The organism is Amycolatopsis sp. 195334CR (assembly GCF_017309385.1).
Lineage (GTDB): Bacteria > Actinomycetota > Actinomycetes > Mycobacteriales > Pseudonocardiaceae > Amycolatopsis.
This window is the reverse complement of record NZ_JAFJMJ010000004.1, coordinates 291,122-306,551: the sequence shown is the minus strand read 5'-3', so window position 1 is coordinate 306,551 and position 15,430 is coordinate 291,122. Positions and strand designations below refer to the sequence as shown.

Annotated in this window: 17 protein-coding genes; 8 read left to right on the top strand and 9 right to left on the bottom strand. The window is 71.3% G+C overall.

Annotation, left to right across the window (positions count from 1 at the left end; all coding sequences use genetic code 11):
* Positions 1–8 precede the first annotated feature (8 nt).
* Positions 9–929: an AraC family transcriptional regulator gene (locus JYK18_RS45215; protein ID WP_206810455.1), complete on the bottom strand. Its 921-nt coding sequence runs from the start codon at positions 927–929 to the stop codon at positions 9–11.
* An 81-nt stretch (positions 930–1,010) separates the two neighbouring features.
* On the opposite strand from JYK18_RS45215, the gene JYK18_RS45210 reads away from it, so the two are divergent.
* A complete protein-coding gene (locus JYK18_RS45210; protein WP_206810453.1) occupies positions 1,011–1,826 on the top strand; it encodes an NAD(P)H-binding protein in 816 nt (271 codons plus the stop codon).
* A 12-nt stretch (positions 1,827–1,838) separates the two neighbouring features.
* Here JYK18_RS45210 and JYK18_RS45205 read toward each other — a convergent pair whose 3' ends face one another.
* From JYK18_RS45205 to JYK18_RS45195, 3 genes are read right to left on the bottom strand one after another with little or no spacing between them, the layout of a single operon-like run.
* Positions 1,839–2,672, bottom strand: coding sequence for an AraC family transcriptional regulator (locus JYK18_RS45205; RefSeq protein WP_242584604.1), 834 nt, complete (start codon positions 2,670–2,672; stop codon positions 1,839–1,841).
* A gap of 9 nt (positions 2,673–2,681) precedes the next feature.
* Entirely contained in the window at positions 2,682–3,503 is an 822-nt protein-coding gene (locus tag JYK18_RS45200) for an alpha/beta fold hydrolase (RefSeq protein WP_206810451.1), read from the bottom strand.
* A 59-nt stretch (positions 3,504–3,562) separates the two neighbouring features.
* A complete protein-coding gene (locus tag JYK18_RS45195) occupies positions 3,563–4,222 on the bottom strand; it encodes a phosphatase PAP2 family protein (protein WP_206810448.1) in 660 nt (219 codons plus the stop codon).
* Between the two features lie 237 nt (positions 4,223–4,459).
* On the opposite strand from JYK18_RS45195, the gene JYK18_RS45190 reads away from it, so the two are divergent.
* On the top strand, positions 4,460–4,684 hold the full coding sequence (locus JYK18_RS45190) for a hypothetical protein (RefSeq protein WP_206810446.1): 225 nt from the start codon (positions 4,460–4,462) through the stop codon (positions 4,682–4,684).
* Positions 4,685–4,797: 113 nt separating this feature from the next.
* Here JYK18_RS45190 and JYK18_RS45185 read toward each other — a convergent pair whose 3' ends face one another.
* Positions 4,798–5,793, bottom strand: coding sequence for a LacI family DNA-binding transcriptional regulator (locus JYK18_RS45185; protein WP_206810445.1), 996 nt, complete (start codon positions 5,791–5,793; stop codon positions 4,798–4,800).
* Positions 5,794–6,334: 541 nt separating this feature from the next.
* Positions 6,335–6,874: an isochorismatase family cysteine hydrolase gene (locus JYK18_RS45180; protein WP_206810444.1), complete on the bottom strand. Its 540-nt coding sequence runs from the start codon at positions 6,872–6,874 to the stop codon at positions 6,335–6,337.
* Positions 6,875–6,983: 109 nt separating this feature from the next.
* Between JYK18_RS45180 and JYK18_RS45175 the strand changes: the two genes are divergently transcribed.
* The 3 genes from JYK18_RS45175 to JYK18_RS45165 all read left to right on the top strand — a co-directional run bounded on the left by JYK18_RS45175 (position 6,984) and on the right by JYK18_RS45165 (position 9,786).
* Positions 6,984–7,493, top strand: coding sequence for an RICIN domain-containing protein (locus JYK18_RS45175; protein WP_206810443.1), 510 nt, complete (start codon positions 6,984–6,986; stop codon positions 7,491–7,493).
* A gap of 34 nt (positions 7,494–7,527) precedes the next feature.
* Complete coding sequence (locus JYK18_RS45170) at positions 7,528–8,271, top strand: LuxR C-terminal-related transcriptional regulator (protein WP_206810442.1); 744 nt, start codon at positions 7,528–7,530, stop codon at positions 8,269–8,271.
* A gap of 78 nt (positions 8,272–8,349) precedes the next feature.
* Positions 8,350–9,786: an Nramp family divalent metal transporter gene (locus JYK18_RS45165; RefSeq protein ID WP_206810441.1), complete on the top strand. Its 1,437-nt coding sequence runs from the start codon at positions 8,350–8,352 to the stop codon at positions 9,784–9,786.
* A 15-nt stretch (positions 9,787–9,801) separates the two neighbouring features.
* Here the strand turns inward: JYK18_RS45165 and JYK18_RS45160 are convergent, their stop codons facing one another.
* Complete coding sequence (locus JYK18_RS45160; RefSeq protein WP_206810814.1) at positions 9,802–10,878, bottom strand: M20 family metallopeptidase; 1,077 nt, start codon at positions 10,876–10,878, stop codon at positions 9,802–9,804.
* A 72-nt stretch (positions 10,879–10,950) separates the two neighbouring features.
* Positions 10,951–12,495: an AbgT family transporter gene (locus JYK18_RS45155; protein ID WP_206810440.1), complete on the bottom strand. Its 1,545-nt coding sequence runs from the start codon at positions 12,493–12,495 to the stop codon at positions 10,951–10,953.
* A gap of 130 nt (positions 12,496–12,625) precedes the next feature.
* Between JYK18_RS45155 and JYK18_RS45150 the strand changes: the two genes are divergently transcribed.
* Entirely contained in the window at positions 12,626–13,603 is a 978-nt protein-coding gene (locus JYK18_RS45150) for an Lrp/AsnC family transcriptional regulator (RefSeq protein ID WP_206810438.1), read from the top strand.
* A 12-nt stretch (positions 13,604–13,615) separates the two neighbouring features.
* On the opposite strand, the gene JYK18_RS45145 is transcribed toward JYK18_RS45150, so the two are convergent.
* Complete coding sequence (locus JYK18_RS45145) at positions 13,616–14,575, bottom strand: SDR family NAD(P)-dependent oxidoreductase (RefSeq protein WP_206810436.1); 960 nt, start codon at positions 14,573–14,575, stop codon at positions 13,616–13,618.
* Positions 14,576–14,632: 57 nt separating this feature from the next.
* Between JYK18_RS45145 and JYK18_RS45140 the strand changes: the two genes are divergently transcribed.
* Both JYK18_RS45140 and JYK18_RS45135 read left to right on the top strand, forming a co-directional pair.
* Positions 14,633–15,052, top strand: a complete 420-nt coding sequence (locus JYK18_RS45140) for a MerR family transcriptional regulator (RefSeq protein ID WP_206810435.1) — start codon at positions 14,633–14,635, stop codon at positions 15,050–15,052.
* Positions 15,053–15,087: 35 nt separating this feature from the next.
* Positions 15,088–15,429: a helix-turn-helix transcriptional regulator gene (locus JYK18_RS45135; protein WP_206810434.1), complete on the top strand. Its 342-nt coding sequence runs from the start codon at positions 15,088–15,090 to the stop codon at positions 15,427–15,429.
* Position 15,430 lies beyond the last annotated feature (1 nt).

Sequence of the window (15,430 nt, the reverse complement as noted above, 5' to 3'; positions counted from 1 at the left end):
GCCGGGGCTCAGCCCGCGCGGTAGGCGCTCGGGCTCACGCCGCGGATTCGCTTGAACGCCGAGCTGAAGGCGAAGCCGTCCGCGTAACCGACCTGGCTCGCCACCGAGGCCACCGAAGTTCCCTGCCTGCGCAGCAGATCGGCGGCCAGGGTCATCCGCCAACTGGTCAAGTAGGCCAGGGGTGGCTCGCCGACCAGTGCGGTGAACCGGCGGGCGAACGCCGCCCGGGACGCGCCGGCGACCTTGGCCAGGGTGACCACGGTCCACGGACGGCCCGGCTCGGCGTGCATGGCCCGCAGCACCGGCCCGATCACCGGGTCGCCGAGCGCGGAGAACCACGCGGGCGGCTCGGTGTCCTCGTGGGAGAACCAGGCCCGCAGCGTGCCCACCAGCAGAAGGTCCAGCAGCCGGTCCAGGACGACCTGCTGCCCGGGTTCGAGCGAGCACACCTCATCGGCGAACAGCTTCAGTTCCACGTACGGCACGGACTCCCCCGAAACCACCAGCGCCGGGGGAAGCGCGTCCAGCAGTCGCGTGCCCACCTCGCCGGGCGCCTGGTACGCGCCGACCACGAGGGTCGCGCCGCCGCCGGTGGCCAGCGGGCCGGGAGATGCGGCGTCGACGAGGTATTCGCCGGACGGAGCGACGGTGCACAGTTCACCCCGCCGCACGGTCGCGACCGGCAGGCGGCCTGGTTCGTCGGCGACCACGAACGGTTCCGGCCCGCGGACCACGGCCATCGCGTTGGGGGTGAGCCGCACCGGCTCGCCGTCGGCGGGCACCAGCCAGCCGGAGCCCTCCAGCGCCGCGCAGAGGGTCAACTGGGCCTCGTGCACGTACCGCACCGACCACGGCGGCGTGAGCACCGAGTGCCCCAGCAGGGCACCGTCGGCGCGGACGCCGCGAACCAGGTCGGCGAAAGGATCCATGCCGACAGCGTAGACGAATGGACATGCGATCGAGCAGATCGATGATGTTCAGTCTCCGTCGGCGCCGGTTGACTGGGTCCCATGACAACAACGACCTTGGTTCTCGGCGGCACCGGCAAGACCGGCCGCCACGTGGTTTCCGGCCTGCGGGCGGCGGGGCACCGGGTGCGGCCCGCGTCCCGCTCCGGCGAGGTGCGCTTCGACTGGGCCGACGAGTCCACTTGGGACGCCGCGGTGACCGGCGCCGACGCGGTGTACCTGGTGTTCCCGGACGACGACGTGACCGGTGCGCGGCCGTTCATCCGGTTCGCGGTCGAGCGCGGCGTGCACCGGCTGGTCGCGCTGTCCGGACGGGGCATCGAGGAGTACGGGCTGCCGGAGCTGATGGACGTGGAGCACGCGGTCCGCGAGTCCGGTGTGGACTGGACGATCCTGCGGCCGAGCTGGTTCAACCAGAACTTCGACCTCGGCCAGTTCCGCGACTACGTGCTCGCGGGCGACCTGCGCGTGCCGACCGGCGGCGGGCGGGAGCCGTTCATCGACGCCACCGACATCGCCGCGGTGGCCGTGGCGGCGCTGACCGATCCCCGGCACGCCGGGCAGATCTACGAGCTCACCGGCCCGCGGTCGCTGAGCTTCGGCGAGGCGGCGGCGGAGATCGCCAGAGCGTCCGGCCGGGAGGTGACGTTCACCGACGTCACCGACGACGAGTTCCTCGAGGAGCAGGAAGCCGCCGGGGTGCCGGAGAGCTGGGCGAAGCTGCTGGCGATGGTGTTCGGCAGGATCCGGCGCGGTGAGCACGAGCCGGTGAGCCCGGACGTCGCCGCAGTGCTCGGCCGCGACCCGGTGGACTTCGCCGACTACGCCACGGCCGCCTGGGGTGGTAGCGCGGCCTGAGCGGCCACTTCGCTAGGGGGAAACCGGCCACGCGACGTCGTCGATGGCGAGCCACGGCGCGACGGCCACGGCCGAGGGCGTGAGCCCGGTGAACGCCTTGACCTCGCGGTGGAGGTGGGACTGGTCGGCGTAACCGGTCTCGGCGGCGGCGCCGGCGGCGGTGTGACCGGCCGCGAGGAGGTGGGCGGCGTGGTCGAACCGCACCAGCCGGCCGGCGCGTTTGGGGCTGATGCCGAGCTGGGACCGGAAGCGGGACCACAGGCGCTTGCGGTCCCAGCCGACCTCGCTCGCCAGGCTGTCGACCGGGGCCAGCCCCCGGCTGGTGAGCGTCCGCCGCCAGGTGTGGGCGACCTCAGGTTCGACCGGCGTGCGGGCGCGCAGCCGCCGGCCGACGACCTCGGCCGCGATGGTGAACCGTTCGTCCCACGACGCGGCGGCGCGCAACCTGTCCTCGAACCGCCCGGCGTCGCGCCCCCAGACCTCCGCCAGCGGTGCCATCGTCCCGCTGAGCTCGGGTGCCGCGTCGAACACCGCGGCCGCCACGTCCGGCCGCAGCCGGATCTGGAGGCATTCGCCCACGCGGCCACCCGCCCGCAGGTCGCCGGGCACGAGCCCGATGACGACGCTGCCGCGCTCGTGCCCGCCGCGGCTGTCGCGGACGACGATTTCCCCCTCGCTCAGCTCGATCAGCAGGGTGACGGCGGGGTGCGCGACCATGGTGATGTCCACCGGGACGACGTCGAGCTGGCGGAACCCGGCCATGCTGATCCCCGGCAGCCGATCCGGCGGGCGCGGGACCGCGATGTCCATCTTCGTCCAGTCCGGCGGTGCCCCGGTCGGCGACATGCGACCAGTCTAGGCACCGGGGACCTGTTGCCGCGAAGTCCAGCCCAGCAGCAGTTCGCTGATCGTCTCGGGCGCTTCGAACATCGGGAGGTGCCCGACGCCGGGCAGCAGCTCGATCCGCGCCTGCGGAACCGCTTCGTACCGGTGCACCGAGGACGGGTCCCAGCGGGGGTCGGCGGCGCCGAAGATCGCCAGCACCGGAACGGGGAGGGCGGCGAGGCGCTCGGGCACGCCGCGCTCGGCGAGGTAGGCGGTGTTGTGGCGCGTCAGCGTCCTGAACGCGTGGTACGAGGTGCGCCGGAAATCGGCGACCGTGTCGTCGGGTATGTCCACCGGGCGAGCGGCCGTCGCCAGGATTCCCCTGCGGATCATCGCGTCCGAGCGCCGCGGCCAGATCAGCGGGCCGAAGGGCGGGCCCAGCAGGATCCGGAGGATCAACGGCTGCGGGAGCAGCGCGCCGAGCTGCGGGCCGCAGCTGATCAGCGCGATCGACCGCACCAGGTCGGGGCGCTGTTCGGCAAGGGCGGTGCTGACGTAACCACCGCTGGAGTGCCCGACGACGGCGACGTCGCGCAGGCCGAGGTCGTCGAGCACCGCGGCCACCCGGCTCGCCTGCACGGGCACCTCGTAGGACGGTGGGGGCGGGGACTGACCGCAGCCGGGGAGGTCGACCCGGATGACGTGGTGGTGGGCGGCGAGTGCCGGGACCACCGGGCTCCACGAGGCACCCGAGGCCCCCGATCCGTGAATGAGCACCAGGGGCGGCGCCTGCCGCGGACCGTCGTGCACCACGTGCATCCCCGGCTCACGCTCGACATCGTTCTCGCTCATACGGGGATGGTGCACGGCCGCCGGCCATCGGTCTTGGACGAATGTCGTCGCGCGAATCCTCAGGCGGGGTGACGGGAACCGGCTTCCACCCACCAGCGCCCGACCACGCTGGCCCCCAGCAAACCGACGGCACAGACCCCCAGGACCGCACCGAGCACGTCGGTGACGTAGTGCTCGGCGAGTGCTACGCGGGAAGCCATGGTGAGCAGGAGGGCGCCACCCTGCACGGCCACCACCGCGAGGAGCCACTTCCGCACGAAGAACGCCGCGATCACCACCGCGACCACCGCGAACGCGCCCGCGACCGAAGCGTGACCGCTGGGGTAGCTGAAACCCTCCGGTTGCCCAGGCGGCCCGGGGCGGCGGAAGCCGAACTGGAGGGCGGCCGGCAGTCCGCAGCCCAGCAACAGCGCGACGCACCACAGCAGATCCGCACCGTGCCGCGGCCGGCGCCACCAGGCACGCACCGCCACCGCGACGAGAACAGCAGCACAGGACAACACGGTCAGGGTGCTCAAGACCAGTGCCACCTGGTGCGGTGGACCTCCCGGCACGAGGACCACGGAGCCGGCGAACCATCGGTCGACCGCGGGGATCTCGTTGCGCACCAGCACACCGAGCAGGACGAACGCCAGCGCGCAGCCCGCGCCGGCGAAGGCGGTCAGCGCGCGGGAGCGCCGGACAGCGGGCCGGGCGGGCGGTGTCGAAGCGGCGTTCACGGCTCTCCTGGTGCTCTTGGTTGCGGCCATCGTGGCGCCAGGAACGGGTGGGGAGCCACCCTTGTCCGAAAAGTTCAGGGAGGTGCCGGGGCTTCCCTTAGGGGCGCGACTCCGGCACCCCGCCGCGCCGAAGCCTTCAGCCACGCGTGAAACCCTCCCGTTCGGCGGACAAGCGAGCCCGGTTCGTGTTTTCTTGTGCGCGCACGTGTTCCAAGGCAGAGAACTGGGGTTACACCGATGAAGAAGATCGCGGCAGCCACCATCCTGGGCGCGCTGGCGTCCACGATCGCGCTCGCGCAGCCCGCCAGTGCGGGCATCGACCCGAGGTACCACTACGAGTCCAGCTGGTCGACCGAGGGGGACTGCCAGATCAACGGCTACTCCGGCAAGCAGAACGGCCGGTGGTCTGACTACTTCTGCTCCGCGTCGACCTGGTCGTGGGACCTCTACATCAAGCGGTAGTCCGCTACGGCGGGGACCCACCTGAACCTCCAGGTGGGTCCCCGTTGGTAGCTCATACTCGCACTCCGCGTGACCGTCCACTTCAGACTGACGTGCGGCGGATCACCGAGCCGTCACGCGTCCCCGCCCGTGGACTCGCGGACCACCAGCTCCGGGCTGACCGCGATCTGCCGCGCCTCGCTGGCCGGGTCGTCGGCGAGGGCCAGCATCAGCCGGGCCGCCGCGTGCCCGCGTTCGGTCGAGCCGAGGGAAACGCTGGTGAGGCTGGGCAGGAACACGCGCCCGATCTCGGTGTCGTCCATCCCGGTCACCGCCACGTCCTCCGGCACGGACAGGCCGCGCTCGCGCACGGCACGGATGGCGCCGATCGCGAGCAGGTCGTTGGCGGCGACCACGGCGTCGAGGTCGGCCCGCGCGAGCAACCGCCGCGCCGCTTCGAGGCCGGCGGCGACGGTGAAGTCCGCCGCCACCTCCACCTCGGTCCGGTCGGCGGACACGGCCGCGTCGAAGCCCCGCTGGCGCGCCGCGCCCGGGGTGGTGTCCAGGGGGCCGTTGAGAAAACCGACGCGGCGGCGGCCGATCGCGTGCAGGTGCCGGACCGCTTCGCCGATCCCGCCCGCCGAATCGGTGGAGACCGAACTGATGCCGTGGTCGTCCAGCGCGCGGCCGATCACCACCACCGGCACCGGCGCCTCCTGGATCTCGCGGACCAGGCGGTCGTCGGTGCGCAGGGGGCTGACGATCAGTCCGTCCACCACTCCGCTGCCGAGGCTGCCCACGAGTTCGGCGGTGGAGGTGGCAGTGTCCCCTGTGGACATCACGACCACGCGATAACCCCGCGGCGCCAGCACTTCGTGGATCGCGCGCATCATCTCGACGTAGACCGGGTTGCCGATGTCGGCGACGGCGAAGGCGATCTGAAAGGTCTTCTTCATCCGCAGGGACCGGCCGATGGCGTCGGGGCTGTAACCGAGCTCGGCCGCGGCGGCGCGGACGCGCTCGACCATCGCCGGGCTGGCGCCGGTGCCGTGCAGCGCGCGGGAGGTCGAGGCCAGCGAGACCCCGGCACGCTGCGCCACCTGGATCAGCGTGGCGCGGGTTGGCGTCATCGTCGCTCCACCTCGGATCGTTGTTTGGAAACGTTTCCACGCGGGTGGGGCGGGTGTTGGAAACGTTTCCAAGCTGGGGTCAGCGGAATACTGGCAGCCGGAGGGAGGTAAGTCAACCAGCACGGAAGCAGTGGTGTGGCGGTTTGTCGTCACGGGGTTTGTGGTCGCCGGGTTTGTGGTCGCGGGCTTCGTGCCCGGTCGCCGCCTGACGGCACGGCAACACGGCGGGTGCGGCGGCTTCGGCGCCTCCCCCGACCGGCACGGCCTCGGTGCCCACAAGCGACACGGCCTCGGTGCCCACGAGCGGCAGGGCCCGATAGCCCAGCGACGGTGACGGCTCCGGTAGCCCCAGCGACGGCTTCGCCCGGTTACGCCTGCCGCCTAGGTCGACAGCCCGCCATGAGTTCGTCTCTGCTGGTGACGCCGGTTTTGCGGTAGATCGCCTTGAAGTGGTCGTAAGCTGATCGTCTACGCGGCCGCGCGACTCGACGTTCAGTTTCCGCGGCGGGAAAGGACGGTCGTATCCCCAGATTTGGGGGTGTCACCAGACGATTTCCGCGGCGGCGCGCACGGTCAGCTCGCCGCCGGGGTGCCTGGCCGCGGCCAGGATCCGGTTGTGCCGCCCGATGATCTGCTCGGCGGTCAGCCCGGCCTCCGGATCACCCTCGGCCACCGGCGCGTGCCCGTCCCCGACCAGGACCACGTCGACGCCGTGGCTCAGCGCGGAACGCGCGGTCGCGTCGACGCAGTAGTCGGTCGCGATGCCGGTCAGCACGATCGTGTCCAGCTCCCGTTCGGCGAGCAGCGCCGCCAGGTGCGTGCCGAAGAAGGCGTCGGTCGCGGTCTTCTGGATCACCACGTCCTCGGCTGCGAGGCCGAGGCGCGAGTCGAGCCGTGTCCCGGGGCTGTCCGGGTCGAACTCCGTGCCGCTCGGCCCGATCTGCTGCAACGCGATCACCGGCACGTGGTTCCGCCGCGCCTCCCGCGCGAGCCCGGCGATCCGGTCGGCCAGTTCCGCGCCCCGCCAGACGAGCGGGACCAGCATCTCCTGCACATCCACGATCACCAGTGCGGCGTTCATACCGGCGCAGCCTACGCAGTTCTCCCCATACCGGGGCGGGGGCGCACGCTGTTTTCCTTGTCGCAGCCGCCATCCGGCGGAATTCACCGGCACAGGGGGAAAACACAAAATGGGGAGAAGAATCCGCTCGCTGGCGCTGGCGTTCTGCGCGTTCACCGCGCTGGGCACCACGGTCGCGAACGCGGCACCGGCGGACACACCGACCACCTTCTGCTCGCTGCGCGGCGACGACTACTACGCCGACTGCATGCGCGTGGCGTTCGGCCTGACCCGCGGCGAACTCAGCCCGTCGACCGTCTTCGACTGGCACTTCACCGGCACCGGCGCGGCGAACACCTACACCATCCAGCCCCGCGATTTCCCCGGCTACTGCGTCATGCCGTCCGGGGTCCACGTGGACGCCGCGGTGGTGCTGCACCCGTGCGACTCGCGGCAGAGCCAGCGCTGGGTCGTCGAGACGCACCACAGCGCCGGGCCGTTCGACCTCTACCACCCGCTGCGCAACCAGTTCACCGGACTGCACCTCACGTTCGTCAACGTCGGGGGCAATCCGATCGTGCAGCGCCCGTTCGTCGCGCAGGACCAGCAGTACTTCGCGAGGCTCGGCCCGGCGGTGTGAGTATCCGGGGCGGTCCCGCCGCCTCTTGTCCACCATGCCCGAGGCCACCTCCCGCGACCTGCGCCGGGCGCTGGCCGTCGTCCGGCGGCTCAACGAGGACGACCCGGACGCCGAAGCGGCGGCGCTGGACCTGCTCCGCGACCTGGTGGGCGGCGAGCAGGCGAGCGTGATCACCAGCGACCACGTCGCCCGCACGATGACCGCGGCGAACAGCACCCGCCCGGAGCGCAACCTGTTCCACCGCCGGGGTTTCGCCACCGCGATCGCCCAGCACCCCGGGTTCGCCGCGTACCGCTCGGGCAGGCTGGCGATCGGCTCCTCGGTCGCGCTGAGTGATCTCGCTTCGCCCGCCGCCCTGCGCGCGCTGCCGCTCTACACGGAGTTCTACCGGCCACAGGGCACCGTGGACCAACTGCTCGCGCTCGCCTCGCTCACCGGGCGGCACGGCACGGCGGTCGCGGTCAACCGGTCCCGGCGCGGGTTCACCCGCCGGGACCGGGAACTGACCGAACTCCTGGCCCCGCACCTCGCCCAGGCCGCGGCCAGGCGGGCGCGGACGTCCGCTCCGCCGGACATCCACCGGCTGTCCCGGCTGACCGAGCGCGAACGGCAGGTCGTGCACCGGCTCGCCGACGGGGCCACCGACCAGCAGATCGCCCGTGGCCTGGGCATTTCCGTGCGGACCGTGCACAAGCACGTCGAGCACAGCTACCGCAAGCTCGGCCTGGGCAACCGGGCGTCGGTGGCCGCGTTCGTCCACCGGGCGAGGGCCGGTTAAGTCATCACCCGAACGGGTGGGTTTCCGGGTACCATCCCCCTCCAAGATCTCCTTGGTTCGCGCGGAGGGATCACCACGATGACGAGGCAGCACAACGACGTGACCACCTCGGCCACCGGGCGGTTCCCGGTGAGCAGACACCTACCCGCCCCCGAACTGCGGCCCCTGCCCGAACCACCGGCGTCGACCTGGCGGATCATCGGCCCCGGCGTGATCGCCGCCGGGGTCGGGCTCGCCTCGGGCGAGTTCATCCTGTTCCCCTACATCGCCTCCCAGGTCGGCCTGGTCTTCGTCTGGGCGGCGCTGATCGGCCTGGCCACGCAGTTCTTCCTGAACATGGAGATCGAGCGCTACACCCTCGCCACCGGCGAAACCGCGCTCACCGGCTTCAGCCGCTACTGGCGGCACTGGGGTCTGGTCTTCGCCGTGCTGACCATGCTGGCGAACCTGTGGCCCGGCTGGGCGACCAGCTCGGCGACCATGATCACCTACCTGTGGGGCGGCAACGTCCAGTGGATCTCGGTCGGCCTGCTGCTCGCCATCGGGCTGATCCTCACCCTGGCGCCGGTGGTCTACGTGGCACTCGAACGCGCCGAGATGCTCAAGGTGGCCGCGGTGCTGGTGCTGCTGGCCGTCGGCGCGGTGGTCGCGATCACCGCCGAAGCCTGGGCGGACGTGCCCAAGATCGTCACCGAGGCGAGCGTGCCGATCGATCTGGGGCTGGCGTTCCTGATGGGCGCGCTGGCCTTCGCCGGCGCCGGTGGCGGGCAGAACCTGGTGCAGAGCAACTGGATCCGCGACAAGGGCTTCGGCATGGGGAAGTACGTGCCGCGGATCAAGAGCCCGGTCACCGGCAAACCGGAGGCCGCGCCGAGCACCGGGTTCATCTTCGAACCGACCGACGAGCACCTCAGGCGGTGGCGCTCGTGGTGGCGCTTCGCCAACCGCGAGCAGCTCTACACCTTCGTGCTGATCACCTTCCTGTCCATCATGTTCACCTCGCTGCTGGCCTACTCGACGGTGTACGGCAGGCCGGGGCTGCCGAACAACATCGGCTTCCTCAAGATCGAGGGCGAGGTGCTCAAGGAGACCGTCGGCGCCTGGTTCGGCACGCTGTTCTGGGTGGTCGGCGCGTTCGCCCTGTTCGCCGCGGCGCTGGGCATCGTGGACTACTCGAGCAGGCTGACCGCGGACGTGATCAAGACCGCGTACGCCAAGCACGTCAAGGAGAGCACGCTCTACTTCGCCGTGGTGTGGGTGCTCGTGCTGGCGGGCTGTGTGATCGTGCTGGCCGGGTTCGCCCAGCCGCTGATCCTGCTGGTCATCTCCGCCTGCGTGGGCGGGCTGATGATGTTCATCTACTCCGGACTGCTGATCGTGCTGAACCGGCGCGTGCTGCCCAAGCCGATCCGCATCCGCGGCGGGCGGATGGCGGTGCTGGGCTGGTCGGTGGCGTTGTTCGGCGTGCTGAGCGTGCTGACCATCATCGAGCAGGCGGGCAAGCTGTTCGGCTGACCCGCCTGCCCGGGCTCAGGCGAGGGCGGCGATCAGGCCGATGGTCAGCGCGGTGCGCTCCGGGATGTGCGCCACGACAACGTGTTCGTGACGCGCGTGCGCGCCGCCGCCCACCGCGCCCATGCCGTCGAGCACGGGGCGGCCCAGCGCGGAGACGAAGTTCCCGTCGCTGGCGCCGCCCACGGCGGCGTCCTCCAGCGTCCAGCCCTGCTCCTCCGCCACCTTCCGCGCCCGCTCGAACAACGCCACCGACGGCGGGTTGGCGGTCATCGGCGGGCGGTTCCACTCGCCGGTGACCGAGACCGTCACCCGCGGGTCGGATGCCTTGAGCCCGGCGAAAACCGCGTCGATCCGGTCCATTTCGGACGGTTCGGCGACCCGCACGTCGATCCCGCAGGTGGCCTGGCCGGCGGTGACGTTGCGGCCGGTGCCGCCGCTGATGGTGCCGACGTTGACCGTGGTGCCGTGCTCGCGCGAACCGGCCGCCGCGACCCGCGTGACCACCTCGGCGAGGGCGTGCACCGCGCTCGCGCCCTTGTACGGGTCCAGTCCCGCGTGCGCCTCGACCCCGGTGACGGTCACGTCGAACAGGCCGACGCCCTTGCGCGCGGTCTTCAGCTTGCCGTCGACCGCGGCCTCGAAGACCAGGTTCGCCACGGTGCCCTCGCTGGCGGCCTCGATCAGCGGCCGCGAGAACGGGCTGCCGATCTCCTCGTCCCCGTTGAACAGGAACTTGACCGACGGGTGCGGCAGGCCGAGTTCCCGCAGGCCGCGCAACGCCCACACCGACTGCACCAGCCCGAGCTTCATGTCGAACGCGCCCGGCCCGGTGACCCGGCCGTCGGCCTCGGTGAACGGCCAGCCGTCGAGCGTGCCGGTGGGCCACACGGTGTCGTAGTGGCACAGCAGCAGGACCTCGCCCTCGGCGGTGCCGCGGTAGGTCAGCTCGAGCACGTCGCCCCGGACCTCGCTGCGGTGCCGGACTTCCCGGTCCGGCTCGCCCAGCCGGTCGGCCGCCCACGACCGGATCGCGCCGAGACCGGCGTCCAGCGCGGCCTTGTCGTAGCTGTGGGTTTCCAGCTCGACGACCATCCGGAGGTCGGCGAGCAGGCCGGGCAGGGCCCCGCGGGACCAGTCGGCGGTGCGTGACACGGGAGTTCCTTTCTATCGGATGGGCGCGCCGGGGCCGAGCGGGATGCCGAAGCCCCAGAACACGAAGAACAGCAGGGTCCAGACCACGAGCAGGGTGAGCGAAAGCGGGATGGTCATCGACAGCAGCGTGCCGATGCCAGCCTGTTTGCGGTACCGCTGCAGGAAGCCCAGTGCCATCACGAAGTACGGGCTCATCGGGGTGATGGCGTTGGTGCACGAGTCGGCGATGCGGTAGAGCGCCTGCGTGGTCTCCGGCGGGATGTCCAGCAGCATCAGCATCGGCACGAACACCGGGCCGACCAGCGCCCACTGCGCCGAGCCGCTGGTCACCACCAGGTTGATCACGGTCACCACGAGCAGGATGCCGAGCAGGATCACCGGACCGGAGACGCCACCCGCCTTGAGCAGTTCGGCCCCGTGGATCGCGGTGATCTCGCCGATGCCGGTCCACTTGAAGTAGGCGAGGAACTGCGAGATGGCGAAGAACAGCACCAGGATCGGCGCCATTTCCCGGAATCCGTGGGCCATGAAACCGGGGATGTCCCGGCTGCTGGTCACCGTGCCCGCCACCTTGCCGTACGCCCAGCCCGCGGCCAGGAAGCCCAGTGCCAGGAAGATCGCGACCGAGGTGAGCAGCGGCGACTGGACGATGCTGCCGCCCTCCCCGCGCAACGGCGACGAACCGGGCAGCAGGGCCGCCACCAGTGCCACCGCGAACACGACCAGCGCGATGAGCGCGGCCCGCAGGCCCCGCTTCTCCTGCGCGCTGAGCTTCAGCGAGCCGAGGTCGTCCTGTTCGGCGTCCTCGTCCACCGGCATCGATTCCGCCCGCCGCGCCAGCACCTTCTCGGTGATCACCGTGATCACCGCGGCCAGCACGAACGACGAGGCGAGCGAGAAGAAGTAGTTGGCCAGCGGGGTCACCACGTACGACGGGTCGATGGTGTGCGCGGCGGCCGTGGTCAGCCCGGACAGGATCGCGTCCGACGGGGTGATCAGCGGGCTCGCGTCGTACCCGGCCGAAATGGACACGAAGGCGACCACGATGCCGAGGATCGGGCTCCGGCCGACCGCCCGGAAAGCCATCGCGCCCAACGGGATCAGCACCACGTAGGCGGCGTCGGAGGCCACGTGCGAGACCATGCCGGTGAACGCGAGCGCGAAGGTCACCCAGCGCGGCGACACCTTCGACACCCCCGACCGCAGCACCGCGGCGAGCAGGCCGGAGCGCTCGGCCACCGCCACGCCGAGCATGACCACCAGGATGGTGCCCAGCGGCGGGAACGAGGTGTAGTTCTTCACCACGTCCTCGACCATCGTGCGCACGCCGTCGGCGGAGAGCAGGTTCTTCGCCTCGACCGTCTTGCCGGTCGCCGGGTTCACCGCCGACACGCCCGCCGCGGACAGGCCCCAGCTGGCCAGCGCCAGCACCCCGCTCAGGATCACGAAGAGCCAGAACGGATGTGGCAGCTTGTTGCCGAGGCGCTCGACGCCGTCGAGGGCGCGCAACAGCAGGTTCAGCACTCGGGACGCCGGCTTGGCTTGGCTGGTGCTCATCGGGCCTGACTCCTTCCCTGGGTTGCGGGTGCCCCATTACAAGGGCAGGTGGCTGAATAGTGCAAGTACAAAGCTGAAACCGCATGATCCAGTCAAAATTGACGGTTGATCTGCGTGATACAGTCAGCCGGTGTTGAACGAGGCCGATCTCGACCTGGTCGCCGCGCTCCAGGTCGCGCCCCGCGCGTCCGCCGCCGTGCTGGCCGAAGCGCTCGACATGTCCGCGAGCACGGTCGGCCGCAGGCTCACCCGCCTGGCCGAACAGCGCCTCCTGCGGGTGATCGGGCAGGTCGAGTGGTCGGCACGGGCCGAGGGCAATCCGCGCCACGTCTGGGTCACCACCCAGCCCGGGGCCGCGGGCCGGGTGGCGCACGCGCTGGCGCGACTGCCCGAGGCGCAGCTCGTCGCGGAGACCTCCGGGCGGTCCGACGTCTACCTGGCCGCGCACCTGCCCGACCGGGCGCAGGCCCGCGAACTGCTGACCGAGCGCATCCCCGGCGTGCCCGGGGTGGCGGGCACCCATTCGGAACTGGTGCTGCGCGCGCTGACCAGGGCCGACTCCTGGCGGCTGCACCGGCTCTCCGAGGCCCAGGTCGACCTCCTCGCGCGCGCGGAGGAACCGGTCGGCACGGCGAGCGCCGGCGGGGTCAAGGTGAGCGCGGACGAACGCCGCGTGCTCGCGCTGCTCCAGCGGGACGGGCGGATCACCGCCGCGGAAGCGGGCCGGGTGCTCGGCCTCAGCCAGTCGACCACCTACCGGCTGATCCAATCGATCCTGCGGCGCGGCATCGTCCGCCCGCGCGTGGAGGTCGAGCCCGCGCTGCTGGGGTACGGGCTGGAGGCCGTCATCGCGCTGACCATCTCCCCCGGCGCCATCCAGCCGGTGGCCGAGGAACTGGCCAGGCACCCGTCGGCCCGGTACGTCTCGATCGTGGCCGGGACCACCTCGGTCATCCACCAGGGCGTGTTCCGCAACGAGGACGAGATGGCCGACTTCCTCACGCGGGATCTGGCGCCCCTGCCCGGGATCTCCGCGCTGCAGGTGTCGGTGGTGCTGCGCATGCTGCGCCGGTACTGGATCCACCGGGAGGACGGCCGGCTCACCTGAAACAGGAACAGCTCATCGAGGTGCTGCGGCGAACGCGTCAGCCCCGGTGAGCCGTGCCGAAAGCGCCCACAGCCGGGCCGCTTCGCCCGGATCGACGGCGTGGGCGCGGACCCCGGCGACCATGTCCGCGCGGTCCGTGGGCTCGGCGATGTCGCAGTCCTCCGCGTAGAGCCCGCCGAGACCGTCCAATTGGGACGAAGTCGCCGCCCAGACCTGAGTGGCCGCACCCTGTTCCGGGGTCTTGAACTCCGGATCGGCGAGTTCGCCGTGCTCGTCGACCCAGCCGCGCTCGACCATTTCCGCGCGCGTGAGGTGACGCAGCAGCGGGGTCAGGATCGCGCCGGGGTGCACCGAGAACGCGCGCACGCCGTGCTCCCGGCCGAGCGCGTCGAGGTGCACGGCAAAAAGGACGTTCGCCGTTTTCGACTGGGCGTAGGCGAGCCAGCGGTCGTAACCGCGGTCGAACTGGACGTCGTCCCAGCGGATCCCGGACAGCTGGTGCCCGGCCGAGGACACGGTGACCACCCGCCCGCCCGGCCGGATCGACGGCCACAGGTGGTTCACCAGTGCGTGGTGCCCGAGGTGGTTGACCGCGAAGTGCGCCTCCCAGCCCGGTCCCACGCGGGTTTCCGGGCAGGCCATGATCCCGGCACCGCCGATGAGGAGGTCGATGCCGCGCCCCGAGGCGAGGAAACGGTCCGCGAACGCCCGGACGCCGGCGAGGTCGCCGAGGTCCAACTCCCCCACCTCGGCGATCCCCGCGACCGCCGCCCGCGCTTCGGCGACCCGGCGCGCGGGCACGACGACGTGGGCCCCGGCGGCGGCCAGCGCGCGCGTGGTTTCCAGGCCCAGCCCCGAATACCCACCGGTGACCACGGCGAGCTTGCCGCTCAGGTCCAGTCCACTGAGGACTTCGCGGGCGGTGCTCCGGTGGCCGAACCCCGACCCGATCTTGTGTTGGCGTGTGCTCATGACGGCGGAAACTAGGTGCTAGACCGAGGTCTAGGTCAACAGCGTAGCGTGGCCTCCGTGTCGGACACCACAGCAGAACTCAGCATCGGCCAGGTCGCCGAACGCACCGGGATGAGCGTGCACGCACTGCGCCTGTACGAGCGCGAGGGCCTGCTCGCCGCGCCCGTGCGGCGCGATCCCGGCGGCAGGCGCGTCTACACCGAACAGGACGTGACCTGGCTGCTCAACTGCACGAAGTTCCGCGCGTCGGGCATGCCGCTGGCCACCATCCGGCGCTTCGCCGAACTGGTCCGCCAGGGCCCGGGCACCGAGCCGGAGCGGCTCGAACTGCTGCGGGCGCACCAGGACCACGTGGTCGCCAAGATCGCCGAACTCACCGACTGCCTCGACGTGATCACGACCAAGGTCCGCGTGTACGAGCAGCACGTGGCCGAGGGCACCGCCGACGGACTCTGGCAGACGGAGCGGACCTCCTGACTTGACGCATTCCGATATGGGCATATGATTCCGGCATGGCACGAGCAGCGACCACGTCGGACGTCTTCAACGCCATCGCCGAACCGCAGCGCCGGGACATCCTGGTGCTGTTGCGCGCCGGTGAGCGGCCGGTCACCGAGCTGGCCGACGAACTGGGGATGAGCCAGCCGCGCGCGTCCAAGCACCTGCGGGTGCTCCGCGAGGTCGGGCTGGTGCGGGACCGCCGGGCGGGCAAGCAGCGCCTGTACGGCCTCGACGCCCGCGGGCTGCGGACGGTCCACGAGTGGACCGGCGGGTTCGAGCGGTTCTGGCACGAGAGCTTCGACCGGCTGGACGCGTACGTGCGGGAACTGAAGCGGGAAAAGCAGGAGGAGTGAC

Excerpts from the sequence above, each read along its gene's own strand:
- JYK18_RS45215 (WP_206810455.1), bottom strand. The coding sequence starts at position 929 with ATGGATCCTTTCGCCGACCTGGTTCGCGGCGTCCGCGCCGACGGTGCC.
- JYK18_RS45190 (WP_206810446.1), top strand. The coding sequence starts at position 4,460 with ATGAAGAAGATCGCGGCAGCCACCATCCTGGGCGCGCTGGCGTCCACG.
- JYK18_RS45185 (WP_206810445.1), bottom strand. The coding sequence starts at position 5,793 with ATGACGCCAACCCGCGCCACGCTGATCCAGGTGGCGCAGCGTGCCGGG.
- JYK18_RS45165 (WP_206810441.1), top strand. The coding sequence starts at position 8,350 with ATGACGAGGCAGCACAACGACGTGACCACCTCGGCCACCGGGCGGTTC.
- JYK18_RS45135 (WP_206810434.1), top strand. The coding sequence starts at position 15,088 with ATGGCACGAGCAGCGACCACGTCGGACGTCTTCAACGCCATCGCCGAA.
- JYK18_RS45155 (WP_206810440.1), bottom strand. The coding sequence starts at position 12,495 with ATGAGCACCAGCCAAGCCAAGCCGGCGTCCCGAGTGCTGAACCTGCTG.
- JYK18_RS45205 (WP_242584604.1), bottom strand. The coding sequence starts at position 2,672 with ATGTCGCCGACCGGGGCACCGCCGGACTGGACGAAGATGGACATCGCG.
- JYK18_RS45210 (WP_206810453.1), top strand. The coding sequence starts at position 1,011 with ATGACAACAACGACCTTGGTTCTCGGCGGCACCGGCAAGACCGGCCGC.
- JYK18_RS45175 (WP_206810443.1), top strand. The coding sequence starts at position 6,984 with ATGGGGAGAAGAATCCGCTCGCTGGCGCTGGCGTTCTGCGCGTTCACC.
- JYK18_RS45200 (WP_206810451.1), bottom strand. The coding sequence starts at position 3,503 with ATGAGCGAGAACGATGTCGAGCGTGAGCCGGGGATGCACGTGGTGCAC.
- JYK18_RS45145 (WP_206810436.1), bottom strand. The coding sequence starts at position 14,575 with ATGAGCACACGCCAACACAAGATCGGGTCGGGGTTCGGCCACCGGAGC.
- JYK18_RS45170 (WP_206810442.1), top strand. The coding sequence starts at position 7,528 with ATGCCCGAGGCCACCTCCCGCGACCTGCGCCGGGCGCTGGCCGTCGTC.
- JYK18_RS45160 (WP_206810814.1), bottom strand. The coding sequence starts at position 10,878 with ATGGTCGTCGAGCTGGAAACCCACAGCTACGACAAGGCCGCGCTGGAC.
- JYK18_RS45180 (WP_206810444.1), bottom strand. The coding sequence starts at position 6,874 with ATGAACGCCGCACTGGTGATCGTGGATGTGCAGGAGATGCTGGTCCCG.